Genomic DNA, 18,510 nt, shown 5'->3' with positions numbered 1-18,510 from the left:
ATATTATGGATAAAAAGGTAATTAATGATAAATTTACAGAAATTTTTGGTGAACAAGCTGAAGCTACATTCTTCTCACCAGGACGTATTAATTTAATTGGTGAACATACAGACTATAATGGTGGTCATGTTTTCCCATGTGCAATTAGCTTAGGAACTTATGGTGCTGCTCGTAAACGTGAAGATAATAAATTACGTTTTTATTCCGCTAACTTTGAAGATTTAGGAATTATCGAAACATCGCTTGATGATTTAAAGTACGACAAAAAAGATAATTGGGTAAATTATGCTAAAGGGATGATTTATTTCTTAAAGGAAACAGGTCATGATGTTGATAAAGGAATGGACATCTTTATTGAAGGAAATATTCCTAACGGTTCTGGCTTATCTTCGTCCGCTTCATTAGAAATGTTAATTGGTGTAATTGCCCAAGAATTATTTAACTTAGATATTGATCGTGTTGACTTAGTTAAGTTAGGAATGGAAACAGAAAATAAATTTATTGGTGTAAATTCTGGTATTATGGATCAATTTGCAGTAGGAATGGGTAAACAAAACCAAGCAATCTTATTAGATACTAATACTCTTGAATATTCATATGCACCAGTAGATATGGAAAATAACGTAATTGTTATTATGAATACAAACAAACGTCGTGAATTAGCTGATTCTAAGTATAATGAACGTCGTAGTGAATGTGAAACTGCAGTAGGTGAATTGCAAGCTAAATTAGATATTAATACTTTAGGTGAACTAGATGCTCAAACTTTTGATGAATATGCTTACTTAATTGAAGACGAAAATCGTTTGAAGAGAGCACGCCATGCTGTATGGGAAAATCAACGTACAATGCAAGCACAAGCTGCATTAGAAGAAGGTGACCTAGAAAAATTCGGTCGCTTAGTAAATGCATCACATGTTTCACTTGAACATGATTATGAAGTTACAGGAATCGAGCTTGATACATTAGCACATACTGCTTGGAAACAAAAAGGTGTACTTGGAGCTCGTATGACTGGTGCTGGTTTTGGTGGTTGTGGTATCGCAATTGTTGATAAAGACAAAGTTGAAGCATTTAAAGAAAATGTGGGTAAGGTTTATACAGAAAAGATAGGTTATGCTCCTACATTCTATATTGCAGAAATTGCAGATGGAACAAAAGTACTTTAATAAAGAATAATTAATGGAGGGATTTTGATGGCTACTTTAGTTTTAGGTGGAGCTGGATATATTGGTTCACATACAGTGGATAGATTGATAGAGAAGGGTGAAAAAACAATCGTTGTTGATAGTCTGGTGACTGGACATCGTCAAGCGGTTAACAAGGATGCTAAGTTTTATCAAGGAGATATTGCAGATAAAGATTTTATGCGTCAAGTTTTTAAAGAAAACTCTGATATAGATGCGGTCATTCACTTTGCTGCCTATTCTTTAGTAGCAGAGTCCATGAAAAAGCCATTGAAGTATTTTGATAACAATACTGCTGGAATGGTTAAGTTATTAGAAGTAATGAATGAATTTTCAATTGATAAAATTGTTTTTTCATCTACAGCAGCTACTTACGGTATTCCAGAAGAAGTTCCCATTAAGGAAACAACTCCACAAAATCCAATCAATCCATATGGAGAAAGTAAGTTAATGATGGAAAAGATTATGCGTTGGGCTGATAAAGCATATGGAATAAAATTTGTACCATTACGTTACTTTAATGTGGCTGGTGCTAAACCTGATGGATCAATCGGTGAAGACCATATGCCTGAAACTCATCTTTTACCAATTGTGTTACAAGTAGCAATGGGTAAAAGAGACAAGCTACAAATCTTTGGTGATGATTATAATACTCCAGATGGTACTAATATAAGAGATTATGTTCATCCTTTAGATTTGGCAGATGCGCATATTCTAGCGGTAGATTATCTAAAAGCCGGTAATCCAAGTACGGCATTTAACTTAGGTTCGTCTACAGGTTTTTCTAATCAAGAGATTTTAGAAGCAGCAAGAAAGGTTACAAATAAAGAAATCCCAGCTGAAATAGCACCTAGACGTGGTGGAGATCCAGATGTATTAGTGGCTTCTTCTACAAAAGCACGAGAAGTTTTAGGTTGGAAACCTCAATTTGATGATATTAGTAAGATTATTGAGACAGCGTGGAAGTGGCACACTTTACATCCAGAAGGTTATCAAGATAAGTAAAGAGAGGTTCTGAGAAAGATGGATGATAAATTACTATTAGATACATTTATAAAGCAAGTAATTGAACAAGGAAATTATACAGAACTTGATAGAAATTACTTATATAATCGGATTTTGAATTTGGTAGGAGAAGGTGTTGAAAAACTAACAACTACTAAAAATGAAATTATTGATTTAAAAAACGAGCTAGTCGAATATGCTGTCCAACATGGTAAAGTTGGTGAAACTTTGAATGAACAAGATTGTTTAGGCGCAGAGTTGATGAATTTCATTACTCCTTTACCAAGTAAAGTTAATCAAGATTTTTGGCAAACTTACCAACAAAATTCACCAGAAGAAGCTATTCAGAATTTTTATGATTTAAGTAAACGAAATGACTATATTAAGACAAAAGCTATTGCGAAAAATATTTATTTTCCAGTTGAAACATCATATGGACAATTAGAGATAACAATTAATTTATCGAAGCCTGAGAAGGATCCAAAACAAATTGCTTTGGCTAAAAAGATGAAAGCAAGTGGATATCCTCTATGTCAACTTTGTATGGAAAATGAAGGCTATCAAGGAAGAGTTAATTATCCTGCAAGAGCAAATCATAGAATTATTCGTTTCGATTTAGATGATAAACAATGGGGATTCCAATATTCGCCGTATGCTTATTTTAATGAACATTGTATTTTCTTAGATACAATTCATGAACCAATGGAAATCACCAAGCAAACATTCAATAATTTATTAGGTATTATTGAGCAATTTCCAGGATATTTTGTAGGAAGTAATGCGGATCTGCCAATTGTGGGTGGTTCTATATTAACACATGAACATTATCAAGGTGGACGTCATACTTTCGCGATGGAAAAAGCACCAATAGAAACAGAATTAAAATTTGCAGGTTATGAAGATATACAAGCAGGAATTGTTAAATGGCCAATGTCAGTTATTCGTTTACGTGGAAATTCAAAAGAAGATTTAGTAGATCTAGCTGATAAAATTCTAAAAACTTGGCGTGGATATTCAGATGAAAAAGTTTCTGTCTTAGCTGAATCTAATGGTGAAAAACATCATACGATTACGCCAATTGCTCGCAAACGAGATGGACAGTTAGAATTAGATTTGGTATTGCGTGATAATCAAACTTCAGAACAATATCCAGATGGTATCTACCATCCTCATCCAGATGTTCAACATATTAAGAAAGAAAATATTGGGTTAATTGAAGTAATGGGATTAGCAATTTTACCTCCTCGTTTGAAAGGTGAACTTCAAGAAGTTGAGAAATACTTATTAGGTCAAGAAAATAAAATGGAAGAATATCATCAAGTGTGGGCTGATGATATTAAACAAAAATATTCAGATATAAATCAAGATAATGTTGATACAATTATTCATCAAGAATTAGGTCGAGTATTTGCTAGAGTGCTAGAAGATGCTGGAGTTTATAAGCATGATGACACCGGTAGAATGGCATTTAAACGTTTTGTAGAAGAAGTAGGCATTGTGGATTAAAGTAAACTATAGCTAAGGAAGGTTTGGTAAAATGGTAGATTTAATTACAGTAGATAAAGAAAATCGAGTTTTTCATTTGCATAATGAGCAACTTTCATATATTTTTTCAATTGAAGATGGCGATACTATTAGTCATTTATATTTTGGTAAAAGGGTAAAAAGTTATCATGGACAATTACGTTATCCACGAGTAGATAGAGGATTTTCTGGTAATTTACCAGGTAGTTTAGATAGAACCTTTTCCAAAGATACTTTGCCACAAGAATATAGTAGTGCCGGTGAGATGGATTATCGAGTTCCAGCAATAGTAGTGCGTCAAAAAGATGGCTCAAATGGATTAATGCTAAAATATAAGGCTTACAAAGTTGAAGAAGGAAAACCTGAATTGACAGGACTTCCAGCAGCTTATGTGGAGTCAGAATCGGAAGCTAATACTTTGATTGTTACGCTAGAAGACGAGAAAAGTGGAGTTTTATTTGACTTACTATATACAATATATCGTGATTATCCAATTATTACACGTTCAGTTAAGGTTAAGAATCTAGGACAAGAAAATGTAAACTTGGAAAAAGTTGCATCCATGCAAATAGATTTCTCTCAACGAGACTTTGATGTAATTAGTTTACCAGGAGCCCATGTAAACGAACGTCATTTAGAAAGACAAAAATTAGGATATGGGATTCAAACATTTGGTAGCATTCGTGGTACTTCTAGTCATCAAATGAATCCGTTTGTTGCTTTGGTTGATAGTAATACTGATGAATTCAATGGTGCTGCGTATGGCTTTGCGTTAGTTTACTCAGGAAACCATGCTTTTGAAATTGAAAAAGATCAACTTGATCAAGTTCGATTATTAGTAGGGATTAATGGTTATAATTTCAATTGGCAATTGCCAGCAGGGGAAAGTTTCCAAACTCCAGAAGTATTAATGACATATACTGATAATGGATTGAATGCTATGAGTAAGGCATTTCATAATATTATCAGAGATAGAATTACACGTTCCAAATATAAATATAAGGAACGCCCAATTCTAGTTAATAATTGGGAAGCTACATATTTTGACTTTGATGAAGATAAATTAAAGCCAATCGTAGACGAAGCCAAGGAACTGGGGATAGAGATGTTTGTATTAGATGATGGATGGTTTGGTCATCGCGATGACGATAATTCATCATTAGGTGATTGGAATGTATATGAGAAAAAATTCCCTCAAGGCTTAAAACATTTTGCAGATTACGTACACAGCAAAGATTTGAAATTTGGTATTTGGTTTGAACCAGAAATGATTTCAATGGATTCGGAATTATATAGAAGCCATCCTGAATATTTGATGCAAGTTCCAGGAAGACAACCAAGTCCATCACGTAATCAATATATTTTAGATATGACAAGAAAAGATGTCAGAGATGACATAGTTGATCAGATTTCAACTATTATTGCCGATAATGATATTAATTATGTTAAGTGGGATATGAATCGTAATTTATCTGATATCTATTCACAAAATCTACCTGCAGATAGACAGGGTGAAGTTTATCATCGCTATGTTTTAGGGGTTTATGATATTTTAGAAAGAATAACTAGCAAGTTCCCAGATGTTTTATTTGAAGGCTGCTCTGGCGGTGGTGGAAGATTTGATGCAGGCTTTGTTTACTACATGCCACAAAGCTGGACTAGTGATAATACGGACGCGATTGCCAGATTAACTATTCAATATGGTACAAGTTTAGTATATCCACCATCAATGATGACAGCTCATGTGTCTGCAGTTCCAAATCATCAAACTGGTAGAGTGACACCAATCGATACTAGAGGTGCAGTTGCTATGAGTGCAGTCTTTGGTTATGAGTTAGACTTAACAACATTGACAGACGAAGAAAAAGAAATTGTTAAAAAACAAGTAAATCAATACAAGGGTATTAGAAAATTAGTCCAATATGGAGATTTCTATCGTTTACAATTTTCTAAAGATGGTAATAAAACAGCTTGGATGTTTGTAAGCCCTCAAAAAGATGAAGCAGTAGTAATGGTATGTAAAGTTTTAGCAGAAGCTCAACCTGTATTAACGAAAACTAAATTATATGGATTAGATACCAATAGGAACTACCGTGATGTTGAAACTAATAAGGTTTATGGTGGCGATGAATTAATGGAATTAGGATTCTATGATCCTATTATCCGTAATGACTATGCTGCTACAATGTATCATTTTAAAGCTGAATAAATAAAAAAGAGATGTAAGTTGAATTTCAACTACATCTCTTTTTAAAATTGTAGATATTCCCAAATTGTCCAACCTAGACCATCAACTTCAAACCAAAGCATATGACCGACACGGTTACGAGCAGTTATGAGCACAGTTTTTCCATTTTCTATCTCATTAATTTTTTTACCGAATGGTCGATCATAAAGAGCAAGTTTTTGGTTAGGTACAAAGTTAATTTCAGCAGTAACAGATAATTTAACTGGTTCAGGAATACTTAGTTCAGGATCATCCTGGATAGGAGCGATCTTTAATGTATCTGATAAAGTATATGGATTGTTTTCTAGTAATTCCATACGTTGTTCATCAAATTTAACCCAGGCATTTCCGCCAATGTTATACCACCAATCATTATTGATAAGCTGAATAGACTCAAATGTTTGCCAAATAGTATCTGGAGCAAGTGTGACAGATATATCATGTCCTTCGGGTTCTGTATAACTTAAACAATAAGAATTGATACGAAGATAATGCACATTATGATCAACAATTTTCCAACGTGATTTACGATAATAGTATGTGACTAATTGTTGTTTATCTGAGAAGACACCACGAGTAGGACCAACAGCTTTTTGTAGTGAATAGTCAGGGATGGTAGGGGCATTTAATTCAAAACGTTCCCCAAAATCTCCTCGGATAAAGACAGGACGCATCAGTAACTTTTGCTTATCAATATCTTGTGAAAATAGCCAAACATCAGCCCCTTGATGTTTACGATAGGTAAGAGTTATAGAACCATATTGATCAACAAAGGCACTGGTAAATCCTGAAATATTAATTAAGTCATAGTTGGGAAATTCTTTGAATCTTAAATGAAGTTCTTCGCCAATATATCCAGAAATAATTTGTGGAGTAGTCAGACTTTGACCACGATCATCTTGATATATGATGATTAAAGTAGCGTTATGTCCAACTTTAGTGATAGGTTCTTTATTTTTATCTGAGAGATCACTTTTTTCAACTGTGGATATATCATTTTTTTGTTTTGTTTCATTATTTTTATTAAACTTCATCAAGTTTTTTACTGAGTCTAAGAATGCCATTATTTCACCTCATTTCATGAAGAACTATTATCTTCTATTATATCATTAAAATAAACAAGATTTTAAATGAATTTGTGAAATAATAAAAGCCCGACAAATTTGATGTAAAATATCAATCTGGGGCTAATAAGTAGTAGTCATATATGAATTAGTTATTAACGATGATTTCAACTAAACTCTTTTGTTTAGTAATCTCTATATTTTTAGCGTCATTCTTCAAAAGTTTTTCAACAACAAAAGTAATTTCTTTGTCGGTTATTCCACGTAATTTATTTGAAATTACAATTTCAGAAAATCCATGCTTTTTCTTATATACAACACGTGAATTTCCTAAAGTATAAACTTTAATGAAGTGGGCAGGGGTGGCTGCTAATTCACGCTGAATATCTTTAGCATGACTAGCAGTTACATCAACTAAATGCATCATAATAATCACCGAACCTTTCCTGTATCTCTAATTATATTATAGCTAAATATATTAATTTTATCAAAAATATTGAATAAAAAAGCATAAAAAAAGAGAGTTAAAAAGTTAACTCTCTTAAGAAATTAATCTTCATTTTTTTCAGACTTAGATTTAATTACGATATCACCGTTATTATCTAAATCAGCAACAAAATTTTGGACATTTGGATTATCAAGATAAAAATCAGCAATTTTATCTTCAATTTGTTCTTGAATTACACGACGAAGTGGTCTAGCACCCATCTTAGGATCATAACCTAATTCTGCAAGTTTATCTGCTACCTTATCACTAACATCAATGTGCATATTTTGATCAGCCATCATTTTATTAACATCATCTAGCATTAACCGAACAATTTTGACTAAATCATCTTTAGACAATGGATTAAATTCAATGATATCATCAAAACGATTTAAGAATTCAGGTTTAAAGTATTTGGTTAATTTATCAATAACTGAATGAGATGAACCATTTGCTTCAGCTCCAAAACCAACCGATACTACAGAATCACCACTACCAGCATTACTTGTCATAATGATGATAGTATCTTTAAATGAAACTGTTCTTCCTTGAGAATCAGTTAGGCGTCCATCATCAAGAATTTGTAAGAACATATGCATTACATCAGGATGAGCTTTTTCAACTTCATCAAGCAAAATTAAGCTATAAGGATGACGGCGAACTTGTTCAGTTAATTGACCAGCTTCTTCATAGCCAACATATCCAGGAGGAGAACCGATTAATTTAGAAACTGAGAATTTCTCCATGTATTCACTCATGTCAAATCGAATCATTGAGTCTTCAGTACCAAATAACTCGCGGGCTAATTGCTTAGCTGTTTCAGTTTTACCTACACCAGTAGGACCAACGAATAAAAATGAACCAATTGGACGTCCTAATTTATTGAAACCTATACGATTTCTTCGAATTGAACGAGCAACCTTATCTACAGCTTCATCTTGACCAATAACATGCTTTTCAAGTGAAGAGCCTAAATCACGAAGTTGTTCTTTTTCCTTAGCTTTTAATTCACCAACAGGAATGTTAGTTTTTTCTTCTATAATACGTTCCATATCTTTTTCGGTAACAACTGGAGTATCTTCATCTGAAGCATTGTCTTTCATCTTTTCAAAACGTGATACTTGGTCACGATAGTAAGCTGCTTTTTCATAATTTTCTTCTTTTAGTGCAGCTTGTTTTTGATTTTCGGCATTCTTAATGCGTTCTTCAATAATTTTTGGATCAGTTGCATGAATCGTTAAATTCTTACGAGATCCAGATTCATCTAATAAATCAATTGCTTTATCCGGTAAGAATCTATCTTGAATATATCTATTAGATAAAGTTACAGCAGCCTTTAAAGCTTCATCAGTGTATTTTACATGATGATAAGCTTCATATTTATTACGAATACCATTTAGAATTTTAATAGTTTCTTCTACACTAGGTTCATCAACTTGAACTGGTTGAAGACGACGAGCGAGTGCAGCATCTTTTTCAATTGTTCTGAATTCATTTAGGGTAGTAGCACCTACTAATTGGAATTCTCCACGAGCAAGAGATGGCTTGAGCACATTACCAGCATCCATTCCACCTTCAGCATTACCAGCACCAACAATTTCATGAATTTCATCAATAAATAAGATTACATCTTTTTGTTGTTTCAATTCTTTCATTAGTTGTTGCATTCTTTGTTCAAATTGTCCACGGATACCAGTTCCTTGTACCAAAGAAACAACATCTAGACGAATAACTTTTTTCCCGATTAGTTTTTGAGGAACATCGCCATTAATAATTTTTTGGGCGAGTCCTTCAACAACAGCAGTTTTACCAACACCAGCTTCACCAATTAAAACAGGATTATTTTTAGTACGTCTATTTAGAATTTCAATTACTCTGGCTATTTCTTTATCACGTCCAATAACTGGATCGATTTGACCATTTTTTGCTTCTTCTGTTAAATCTAATCCATATTGTCCCAGAATAGAGGAATTACCATTACGATTACCGTTATTTCCACCTATGCGACCACTTTGTGTAGGTGGCTCTTGAGACATACTTTGTTGGTTAGAAAAATTAGGATTAGATATAGCTTTAAAAATATCATCTAAACTACCAAAACCAAATGGATCTTGTCCGATATTATTAAAGCCGTTAGCTTCATTTTTGATTTCTTGGTAACAATTTTGACAAAGATCAATAGAGGTTTGGCGACCGTTTAAATTAGTTGTTAAGTGAATTGTCGCAGGATTTTTATGACAATTTTGACATAACATAGATTTTCACGACCTTTCTATCAACATATCAAAGTTATTTTGACCAACTTTGACCTTAATGACTTCATTATACAATGTTAGGTATAAAGTTCAAGTATAAAGACTTGGATAAAATATATGTTATAATTTTGTGCGCGAGGTGATTTTTATGGAAAAAGATTATACTGCATTGTTAGACGAACTTAGAGAAGGAACACTAGATAAGTTAGAAATAAATACAGAAGAATTCATGGATTTTCAAAAAGCTTTTATGAATTATAGTCATAGAAAGAATATTGTTGGAACAGCTAAACGAGGTGGGGGAGCTACCTATATTTATAGTAAGGAATCCAAATTAATTTAGTATTAATTATGTTTTGTGCATGATAATGATTTTAGCAAGTATATTTTAAGTATAAATCAGTAAAGATAGTTATTTAACAGTAAAAATACCTAAAAAATATGTATAAATTTAAAATGAAGTAAGTCTTGTCTTACTAAGGTTTTCATGTTATTATCATAGTATCGAGATTGTTATCGTTTGCATATTGTTAATGTAAACGTGTTCTTAACAAGGCTCTTAATCACATATATTTACTTATTCAAAGGAGATTGATTAATAATGGAAAAGAAAGAATTTCACGTAATCGCAGAAACAGGTATTCACGCACGTCCAGCTACATTGTTGGTACAAGCAGCAAGCAAATTTAACTCAGATGTAACATTGGAATACAATGGCAAGTCTGTAAACTTGAAGTCTATCATGGGTGTTATGTCCTTAGGTGTAGGCCAAAATGCTGATGTTGTAATTTCTGCAGACGGTGCAGATGAAGCAGAAGCAATTGCTGCTATTGAAGAAACAATGAAAAAGGAAGGTTTAGCTGAATAATGACTAAGGTTTTAAACGGTATCGCAGCTAGTGATGGTATTGCAGCTGCTAAAGCTTACATGCTCGTTCAACCTGATTTATCATTTGAAGAAAAAACTATTGATAATCCAGATGCTGAAATCGAACGTTTAAGTGTAGCTGTTGAAACTTCCAAACAAGAACTTGAAGTCATTAAGCAAAAAGCTACTGAAAATCTAGGTGCTGAAGAAGCACAAGTTTTTGAAGCTCATTTGACAATTTTATCTGATCCAGAATTATTTGGACAAATTAACGATAAAATTAAAAATGACAAAGTAAATGCTGAAGCTGCTTTGAAGAGTGTAACTGATATGTTCATTCAAATGTTCGAAGCAATGGAAGATAATGCTTATATGCAAGAACGTGCTGGTGATATTCGCGATGTTACTAAGCGTGTTATGGGTCACTTGTTGGGAGTATCTATTCCTAACCCTGCATTAATTAATGAAGAAGTAGTTATTGTTGCTCATGACTTAACTCCTTCTGATACAGCTCAATTGGATCGTAATTTTGTTAAGGGATTTATCACAGATATTGGTGGACGTACTTCTCACTCTGCTATTATGTCTCGTACATTAGAAATTCCCGCAGTTGTAGGTTCTGGTAATGCTACAAGTGAAATTTCTGAAGGTCAAATGGTTATTATTGATGGTTTAGATGGACAAGCATTAGTAGAACCAACTGACGAAGAATTAGAAGATTACAAGGCTAGAGCTAAAGCTTTTGCTGATCAAAAAGCAGAATGGAAATTATTGAAGGATGCTAAGTCAGTTACAGCAGATGGTAAAGAAGTTAAATTAGCTGCAAACATTGGTACACCTAAAGATGTTGAAGGTGCAAATGATAATGGTGCAGAGGCAGTCGGTTTATTCCGTTCTGAATTTCTTTACATGGATGCTTCCGAGTTGCCATCTGAAGAAGATCAATTTAAAGCATACAAAGCTGCTGTTGAAGGTATGAATGGTAAACAAGTTGTTGTTCGTACAATGGATATTGGTGGAGATAAGGAATTACCATACCTTCCATTACCAGAAGAACAAAATCCTTTCTTAGGATATAGAGCTATTCGTATTTCTTTAGATCGCCAAGATATTTTCCGCACACAATTAAGAGCTTTATTGCGTGCATCCCATTATGGTAGTTTAGCTATCATGTTCCCAATGATTGCTACTGTTCAAGAATTTAAGGAAGCAAAAGCTATCTTTGAAGAAGAAAAAGCAAAACTTGTTGCAGATGGTGTTCCAGTATCTGATGATATCGAAGTAGGTATGATGATGGAAGTTCCAGCTGCTGCAATGGTTGCAGATAAGTTGGCTAAGTATGTTGACTTCTTTAGTATTGGAACGAATGACTTAATTGGTTATTCTATGGCTGCTGACCGTGGTAATGAAAAGATTTCTTACCTATACCAACCATATAATCCTTCAATTTTGAGATTGATCAAGAATACAATTGAAGCATCACACAAAGAAGGTAAATGGACTGGTATGTGTGGTGAAATGGCTGGGGATCAAGTTGCTGTTCCTATCTTATTAGGATTAGGTTTAGATGAATTCTCAATGAGTGCTACTTCAATTTTGAAGACACGTAGTTTGTTGAAGACACTAGATTCTAAGAAGATGGAAGAATTAGCTGATAAAGCAGTTAATGATTGTGAAACAGCTGATGAAGTTGTAGAACTTGTAAATCAGTACACAAAATAGTTTAGTATAACTTATATAAAAGGCTTGAGAGGGGAATACCTTCTCGAGCTTTTTTGATTTGTAAATTATTTGTAAAATTTGGGATATTTGTTGATCAAATTATGGGTTTTAATTGCAATGGTTTTGTTAAAAACATATAATTAACAATGACTATAAAATGACAGAGGGGGATATATGTGAATATCGGAATATTTACGGATACTTATTATCCGCAAGTAAGTGGTGTTGCGACCTCTATCAAAACGTTACGAGAACAATTAGAGAAACAAGGGCACACAGCGTACATTTTTACGACAACTGATCCTAATGTTGACAAAAGTATTTATGAGCGTAATATTTTTCGCTTTTCAAGTATTCCATTCATTTCATTTACAGATAGACGTATTGCTGTAAGGGGACTTTTTCATGCTTATCAAGTAGCTAAAGAATTAAATTTAGATATTATTCATACTCAAACAGAATTTTCGATGGGATTAATTGGGAAATTCGTCGCTAAAAATTTGAAAATTCCATGTATACATACTTATCATACAATGTATGAGGACTATCTACATTATGTGGCTAAAGGAAGATTATTAAAGCCTTATCATGTTAAACAAATGTCTAAATCTTTTTGTTACCACATGTCAGGAATAGTAGCACCTAGTTTAAGAGTTAAAGAGACATTAGAACGATATGGAATTGATGAACCTATTGAAATAATTCCAACTGGAGTAGATATCTCTAAATTTTCTAAAAGTACAAATGAAAATATTAGAGAAAAATATAAAATAAATTCAGAGCAACCTTTACTACTAACTTTGAGTAGATTGGCCTTTGAAAAAAATATAGATAAGTTACTAAATGCTATGCCGGATATTTTAGCTAGAGTTCCAGCAACTAAGTTGATGATTTGTGGTGATGGACCTGCTAGGGAGAGTTTGGTACAACAGGTATCTGATATGAATTTAACTGATAGCGTTATTTTTACTGGAGAAATTAACAATGATGAAGTAGGTAGCTACTATAAGGCAGCTGATGTTTTCGTTTCAACTTCAGTATCAGAGTCACAAGGATTGACCTATATAGAAGCAATCGCTTCAGGCACAAAAGTAATTACTACTCATAGTCCATATACAGATTCAATTTTGACAGATGCAAGTATAGGTATGACTTTTACAGGTGAAGATGAATTGGTTAACAAGGTTGTCGATTATCTATTAAATGGTGAAAAATATAATGATTCTAAACCGAGAGAAGAATTGTTGAATAGTATTTCTGCAGATAATTTTGGGAGAAAAGTTGTTTCTTTTTATGAAAAATGTATGCTAGATTTTGATATGAAAAAGAAATTAAGATTTAATTCTGATGAGCTGAACAAAGCGAAAGGAAGATAATTTTGATAAAGATAGGGATGTTTTCTTCGGCAACTAAGGTTAAAGGACAAGGTGTTGGAAGTGCATATACAGAGTTAATAAATTTATTAAAAAAATATTATTCGCAAGAACTTAATATAGAGATTAATAAATTTAACCGTGTAAATATTAGCCATTATCACACTATTGATCCACAATTTTATTTATCTACTTTTTTTCCGGGAAGAGGCTGTAAAATTGGATATGTACATTTTTTACCGGAAACGATAGATGGAAGTTTGAAATTACCTTGGTTAGCGAAAAAAGTTTTTTTTAAATATATAATTTCTTTTTATAAAAGAATGGATCAGCTGGTAGTTGTTAATCCATCATTTATTGAGAAATTGACGGCTTATGGAATAAAGAGAGAAAAAATAACATATATACCTAATTTTGTATCTAGTGATACTTTTTATAAAATTTCAGATTCAAAAGAGAATTTGAGAAAGAAATTGAATTTAGATAATAAATTCACAATAGTTGGTGTAGGACAAGTACAAGAACGTAAGGGAGTACCTGACTTTGTGAAACTAGCTAAACTAAATCCTGGCATACAGTTTGTTTGGGTAGGTGGGTTTTCTTTTGGAGCTATTACTGATGGATATGACGAACTAAAAAAAGTTATAAAGAATCCTCCTGCAAATTTGAAATTTCCGGGAATAGTTGATAGGAATAAAATGAATGAGTATTATAATGCTGCTGATTTATTTTTGCTTCCTTCATACAATGAATTGTTTCCAATGAGTGTATTAGAAGCATTTAGTGCAGGTCTGCCAGTTATGTTACGTGATTTAGATTTATATTATTCAATCATTGATGGTTACTATGAACCGGCTAAGGATGTAAATGATATGAATAAAAAAATTATCAATTTATCACAAGACAGAAAAAAATTAGAAAAGTTGGAAGAAAAGTCCAAAAAAGCTGCAGAATATTATTCTGAAAGAAGACTAGCAAAAATATGGCTAGCTTATTATCAAAAATTTAGTAGGTAAGATTATGACAAGAAAAAATAGAATAGTGTTATTCATAATGTTTGGTATAGGAATAGCGATTTTTTTACTCTCTTTACGAGAAATATCTTTTCGTAGCTTTGTACATGATGTTACCACCTTAAATTTGTGGTGGTTAGGAATAGCATTTTTGTGTATGTTTCTTTCTTTAGTATTTGAAGCGTTAGTCATAAAAATACTAGTTCAAAGGCAGATTAAAAGTTATCCATTTTTTGATGCGTTACGAGTGCCAATGTTAGAGCAACTATTTAATGGGATAACACCTTTTTCAACAGGGGGACAACCCGCACAATTATTTGCATTAATGCAATCAGGCTTAGATGCTGGACGTGCAACGTCAAGTACATTGATGAAATTTATTGTTTACCAAGCTATGATAGTTGTTAATTTTGTATTGTGTTTATTAATAGGTTTTAATTTTATTCAAGAAAAAATACATACGCTAGCGTGGTTGGTAGTATTTGGTTTTATTATACACCTAGCTGTTATCGTTAGTTTGCTAATGGTGATGTATTGGTATGATTTTACTAAGAAGTTTATAAAAGTAACATTATTACCAATAAAATGGATATTTAATGACGAAAAATATCAAAATTGGAATAAAATAGTTGATGAGAAAATTGATAATTTCTATGAAGAGAGTTTAAAATTGAAATCTAATTGGAAATTATTATTAAAAATAAGTGCAATAACTTTTGTACAGTTAGCTGTATATTATATTATTCCATACTTCATCCTATTATCGTTAGGAGTGACACATGTTAACGTCATTATGGTAGTTTCTATGCATGTTTTGATAGTTATGGTTGTATCTTTATTTCCAATACCTGGAGGAGCTGGAGGAGCTGAATATAGCTTTTCGGTAATCTTTAGTAGTTTTATCGGTACTGGAAGCAAGTTAGTTTTAGCAATGCTTTTATGGAGAATAGTTACTTATTATTTTGGGATGCTGAGTGGCTTGATAGCAATGTTAATTCAACCTAAACAAATTGTAACGAAAAAATAGATTGTATAGAAAAGGGAAATTTTTAATAAAATCTAATGTAAAAATATGGTAAACATGATATTATCATGTTTGTATATTATAAGTATTGCAATAACGATTATTGTTTAAAGAAAAGAGGCTGTAATTTATGGAAAATTCACAACTTGTAGCGATTATCACACGTCTTGATGCTATGGCTAAAAGTGATAGCGATGAAGTTCAAGTTAGACGTTTTGAAAAAAATGGCTCTGAACGTGGTCAAGTAGCATATGATCCAACTACAAATACTTACACTCTTGAAGAGATGCAGACACATCAAAAGTTTGAATTTGATGATATTGATCTAGCAGCTATTGAAATTTTTGATTTGTTGGATGATTAGTCTTAACTTTAATTTGTTAAGTAATTATGAAGGATGGCTTACTATTATTTAAATAGGCCATCTTTTCTATTATAATCGTTTTGTATTAATCTGTTATGGAGGCAAAAAGAGATGCGATTAGCATTAAGAAAAATTCGAGATGGATTGAGTACACGAATAGGTTTCTTTACATTAACGCTTTTCCTTTTTTGGATGAAGACTTATATCGTATACAATACTAAATTCACTTTGGGAGTATCGGATGGAATGCAAGAATTCTTGTTAGCTTTGAATCCGATACCGGCAGGATTATTATTATTTGGAATAGCACTTTATTTCAGAGGTAGAAAATCTTATTGGATTATGATAGTCATTAATCTGCTACAATCGTTATGGTTGTTTGCCAATATTTTATACTATCGAGAATTTTCAGATTTTCTATCGATGAGTATCATAAAATCATCGGGTTCTGTTTCAAATAACTTAAGTTTAAGTATTAGTCAGATTATACATGGAACAGACTTTTTAGTATTTTTAGATGTAATTATTTTAGCCCTATTGGTGATTTTTAAAGTAATCAAACCTGATTTGAGCCCTGTGAAAATTTGGAGACCTATAATAATTACGGTGTCTTCACTAGTTTTATTTGCTATTAATTTAGGTTTAGCCGAGAAAGACCGTTCGCAACTATTAACAAGAACATTTGATAATAATTACATTGTTAAGTACTTAGGTTTAGATTTCTTTGCGGGTTACAGTACATATCAAGCTCATCAAGAATCTGCAACTAGAGCTAATGCTAGCAAGAAAGACCTAGATGAAATTCTGAAGAAAATTAATAAAAATAGAACATCTCCTAATATTGAGTATTATGGAAAGGCTAAAGGAAAGAACGTGTTTATTTTCCATTTAGAAAGTTTCCAACAATTTATGATTGATTATAAAGTTAATGGTGAAGAAGTAACACCAAATATAAATAAGTTTTATCATGATTCTAATACATTAGCATTTGATAATTTCTTTAATCAAGTAGGACAAGGTAAGACTTCTGACGCAGAAACTATGTTAGAGAATTCATTGTATGGATTGCCATCAGGTTCTGCTATGACAAGTTATGGAGCTGGAAATACGTTCCAAGCATTGCCAGCAATGTTAGATCAAAGAGGATATACCACAGCTGCATTCCACGGAGATGTAGGAAGTTTCTGGAATAGAGATAATACCTATAAGTCTTGGGGATATCAATATTTCTTTAGTAAAGACTACTATAAGAGTAAGAAAGATTATAATATAGGTTATGGATTAAAAGACAAGATTTTCTTAAAACAATCCGTAAAATATATTGAACAATTGCCACAACCTTTTTATGCAAAAATTATTACTCTAACAAACCATTATCCATATGAATTGGATAAAAAGAATCAATCAATTGCGAAAACAACAACAGGAGATGCAACTGTTGATGGTTATGTCCAAACTGCACGCTACCTCGATCAGTCATTTGAAGAATTTATTAATTATTTGAAGAAGGCAGGATTATATGATAATTCAATGATTGTTGTATATGGTGATCATTATGGTATCTCAAATAACCATAAAAAAGCAATTGCGCAATTATTGGGTAAAAAGAAAGTAACTAGTTATGATTTGGCTATGTTCCAAAAAGTTCCATTCATGATCCACTTAAATGGATTGAAAGGTGGCATTAATCATACATATGGTGGAGAAATTGATGTAATGCCTACGTTAATGGACTTACTAGGAATAAAAGATACAGGAACTGTTCAACTTGGACAAGATTTGTTATCAAATAATAGAAGTCAGACAGTTGCGTTTAGAAATGGTGACTTTGTATCTCCTGTTTATAGTAAAATTGGAAGCAAAGTTTATAATAATAATGGTGAAGTTGTAAATTCTAAGTTAACTTCTAAGGAGTCTAAGGAAGTTGAAAAGCAACAAGATGAAGTAGACAGTGAGTTGAATATGTCTGATAAGATAATAACAGGTGATTTACTGAGATTCTACAATTTGGAAGGCTTTAAGAAAGTAGACAAGTCACAATATACTTATAAGAAGAGTGTAGCCTTGAAGGAATTGAAAGAAGCACAGAAGAAAAAGAAAACAAGTTTATTAACAAAGAATAATGGTAAATCGACAGAGGATATGTTCTCAACTGATGCTCCAGAACTAAAAGAGAAATAATATAAATACTGTTAAGTGTCGTAAGAGATACTTAACAGTATTTTTTTGTAAAAAAATAATTGACTCTTAAAAATAAGTTTGCTATTATATTACTTGTCGCTGATTTAGAAAGTGATAAAAAATATTAAATGAAAAAGTTGTTGACAAATATATGACGACTTGATATGATATAAAAGTTGTCAGTTGTTGATAGCTGATGAGTAGATCTTTGAAAACT

Annotated in this window: 15 protein-coding genes; 12 read left to right on the top strand and 3 right to left on the bottom strand. The window is 32.4% G+C overall.

Annotated features, from left to right (window positions below; genetic code table 11):
* The first annotated feature begins 5 nt into the window (after positions 1-5).
* From OZJ21_RS01290 to OZJ21_RS01275, 4 genes are read left to right on the top strand one after another with little or no spacing between them, the layout of a single operon-like run.
* Positions 6-1,169, top strand: a complete 1,164-nt coding sequence (locus OZJ21_RS01290) for a galactokinase (RefSeq protein ID WP_204770929.1) — start codon at positions 6-8, stop codon at positions 1,167-1,169.
* Between the two features lie 27 nt (positions 1,170-1,196).
* A complete protein-coding gene (gene galE / locus OZJ21_RS01285) occupies positions 1,197-2,192 on the top strand; it encodes a UDP-glucose 4-epimerase GalE (RefSeq protein WP_268857311.1) in 996 nt (331 codons plus the stop codon).
* Between the two features lie 18 nt (positions 2,193-2,210).
* A complete protein-coding gene (gene galT / locus OZJ21_RS01280; protein WP_268857310.1) occupies positions 2,211-3,698 on the top strand; it encodes a UDP-glucose--hexose-1-phosphate uridylyltransferase in 1,488 nt (495 codons plus the stop codon).
* A gap of 31 nt (positions 3,699-3,729) precedes the next feature.
* Positions 3,730-5,925 carry an alpha-galactosidase gene (locus OZJ21_RS01275; RefSeq protein ID WP_268857309.1) on the top strand — a complete coding sequence of 732 codons (2,196 nt, stop codon included), beginning with the start codon at positions 3,730-3,732 and terminating at the stop codon, positions 5,923-5,925.
* Between the two features lie 41 nt (positions 5,926-5,966).
* Here the strand turns inward: OZJ21_RS01275 and OZJ21_RS01270 are convergent, their stop codons facing one another.
* From OZJ21_RS01270 to OZJ21_RS01260, 3 genes are all read right to left on the bottom strand, one after another.
* Positions 5,967-7,007 carry a MucBP domain-containing protein gene (locus OZJ21_RS01270; RefSeq protein ID WP_086201587.1) on the bottom strand — a complete coding sequence of 347 codons (1,041 nt, stop codon included), beginning with the start codon at positions 7,005-7,007 and terminating at the stop codon, positions 5,967-5,969.
* Positions 7,008-7,155: 148 nt separating this feature from the next.
* Entirely contained in the window at positions 7,156-7,434 is a 279-nt protein-coding gene (locus OZJ21_RS01265) for a DUF1827 family protein (protein WP_162606779.1), read from the bottom strand.
* A 122-nt stretch (positions 7,435-7,556) separates the two neighbouring features.
* Entirely contained in the window at positions 7,557-9,749 is a 2,193-nt protein-coding gene (locus OZJ21_RS01260) for an ATP-dependent Clp protease ATP-binding subunit (RefSeq protein ID WP_268857308.1), read from the bottom strand.
* Positions 9,750-9,897: 148 nt separating this feature from the next.
* Here OZJ21_RS01260 and OZJ21_RS01255 point away from each other — a divergent pair, with 148 nt between their 5' ends.
* The 8 genes from OZJ21_RS01255 (at position 9,898) to OZJ21_RS01220 (ending at position 18,293) form a co-directional block, all read left to right on the top strand.
* A complete protein-coding gene (locus OZJ21_RS01255) occupies positions 9,898-10,092 on the top strand; it encodes a hypothetical protein (RefSeq protein ID WP_003699525.1) in 195 nt (64 codons plus the stop codon).
* A gap of 258 nt (positions 10,093-10,350) precedes the next feature.
* The gene (locus OZJ21_RS01250; protein WP_003699522.1) at positions 10,351-10,617 is read left to right on the top strand and encodes a phosphocarrier protein HPr; all 267 of its coding nucleotides are present in this window, start codon (positions 10,351-10,353) and stop codon (positions 10,615-10,617) included.
* A complete protein-coding gene (ptsP, locus tag OZJ21_RS01245; protein ID WP_081511793.1) occupies positions 10,617-12,338 on the top strand; it encodes a phosphoenolpyruvate--protein phosphotransferase in 1,722 nt (573 codons plus the stop codon). Before OZJ21_RS01250 ends, ptsP begins: the two co-directional genes overlap by 1 nt.
* 176 nt (positions 12,339-12,514) lie before the next feature.
* Positions 12,515-13,714 (top strand): glycosyltransferase family 4 protein, encoded by a 1,200-nt coding sequence (locus OZJ21_RS01240; RefSeq protein ID WP_003710705.1) that lies wholly within the window; start codon positions 12,515-12,517, stop codon positions 13,712-13,714.
* A gap of 2 nt (positions 13,715-13,716) precedes the next feature.
* On the top strand, positions 13,717-14,727 hold the full coding sequence (locus OZJ21_RS01235; protein ID WP_069468623.1) for a glycosyltransferase family 4 protein: 1,011 nt from the start codon (positions 13,717-13,719) through the stop codon (positions 14,725-14,727).
* A 4-nt stretch (positions 14,728-14,731) separates the two neighbouring features.
* The gene (locus tag OZJ21_RS01230) at positions 14,732-15,751 is read left to right on the top strand and encodes a lysylphosphatidylglycerol synthase transmembrane domain-containing protein (protein WP_003710704.1); all 1,020 of its coding nucleotides are present in this window, start codon (positions 14,732-14,734) and stop codon (positions 15,749-15,751) included.
* 127 nt (positions 15,752-15,878) lie between these two features.
* Positions 15,879-16,112, top strand: a complete 234-nt coding sequence (locus tag OZJ21_RS01225; RefSeq protein WP_003699512.1) for a YkuJ family protein — start codon at positions 15,879-15,881, stop codon at positions 16,110-16,112.
* 111 nt (positions 16,113-16,223) lie between these two features.
* On the top strand, positions 16,224-18,293 hold the full coding sequence (locus OZJ21_RS01220) for an LTA synthase family protein (RefSeq protein ID WP_003699509.1): 2,070 nt from the start codon (positions 16,224-16,226) through the stop codon (positions 18,291-18,293).
* The last annotated feature ends 217 nt before the right edge of the window (positions 18,294-18,510 follow it).

Source organism: Ligilactobacillus sp. UO.C109, from assembly GCF_026847815.1.
Taxonomy (GTDB): Bacteria; Bacillota; Bacilli; order Lactobacillales; family Lactobacillaceae; genus Ligilactobacillus; species Ligilactobacillus salivarius.
Note: the sequence above shows the minus strand (reverse complement) of the source record. Positions and strands in the feature narration are given on the sequence as shown.

What these genes read in the sequence shown, in the direction of transcription:
- ptsP (WP_081511793.1), top strand. Translation starts at nt 10,617, where the DNA reads ATGACTAAGGTTTTAAACGGTATCGCAGCTAGTGATGGTATTGCAGCT.
- OZJ21_RS01260 (WP_268857308.1), bottom strand. Translation starts at nt 9,749, where the DNA reads ATGTTATGTCAAAATTGTCATAAAAATCCTGCGACAATTCACTTAACA.
- OZJ21_RS01275 (WP_268857309.1), top strand. Translation starts at nt 3,730, where the DNA reads ATGGTAGATTTAATTACAGTAGATAAAGAAAATCGAGTTTTTCATTTG.
- OZJ21_RS01230 (WP_003710704.1), top strand. Translation starts at nt 14,732, where the DNA reads ATGACAAGAAAAAATAGAATAGTGTTATTCATAATGTTTGGTATAGGA.
- OZJ21_RS01270 (WP_086201587.1), bottom strand. Translation starts at nt 7,007, where the DNA reads ATGGCATTCTTAGACTCAGTAAAAAACTTGATGAAGTTTAATAAAAAT.
- OZJ21_RS01265 (WP_162606779.1), bottom strand. Translation starts at nt 7,434, where the DNA reads ATGATGCATTTAGTTGATGTAACTGCTAGTCATGCTAAAGATATTCAG.
- OZJ21_RS01250 (WP_003699522.1), top strand. Translation starts at nt 10,351, where the DNA reads ATGGAAAAGAAAGAATTTCACGTAATCGCAGAAACAGGTATTCACGCA.
- OZJ21_RS01225 (WP_003699512.1), top strand. Translation starts at nt 15,879, where the DNA reads ATGGAAAATTCACAACTTGTAGCGATTATCACACGTCTTGATGCTATG.
- galE (WP_268857311.1), top strand. Translation starts at nt 1,197, where the DNA reads ATGGCTACTTTAGTTTTAGGTGGAGCTGGATATATTGGTTCACATACA.
- galT (WP_268857310.1), top strand. Translation starts at nt 2,211, where the DNA reads ATGGATGATAAATTACTATTAGATACATTTATAAAGCAAGTAATTGAA.
- OZJ21_RS01290 (WP_204770929.1), top strand. Translation starts at nt 6, where the DNA reads ATGGATAAAAAGGTAATTAATGATAAATTTACAGAAATTTTTGGTGAA.
- OZJ21_RS01220 (WP_003699509.1), top strand. Translation starts at nt 16,224, where the DNA reads ATGCGATTAGCATTAAGAAAAATTCGAGATGGATTGAGTACACGAATA.
- OZJ21_RS01255 (WP_003699525.1), top strand. Translation starts at nt 9,898, where the DNA reads ATGGAAAAAGATTATACTGCATTGTTAGACGAACTTAGAGAAGGAACA.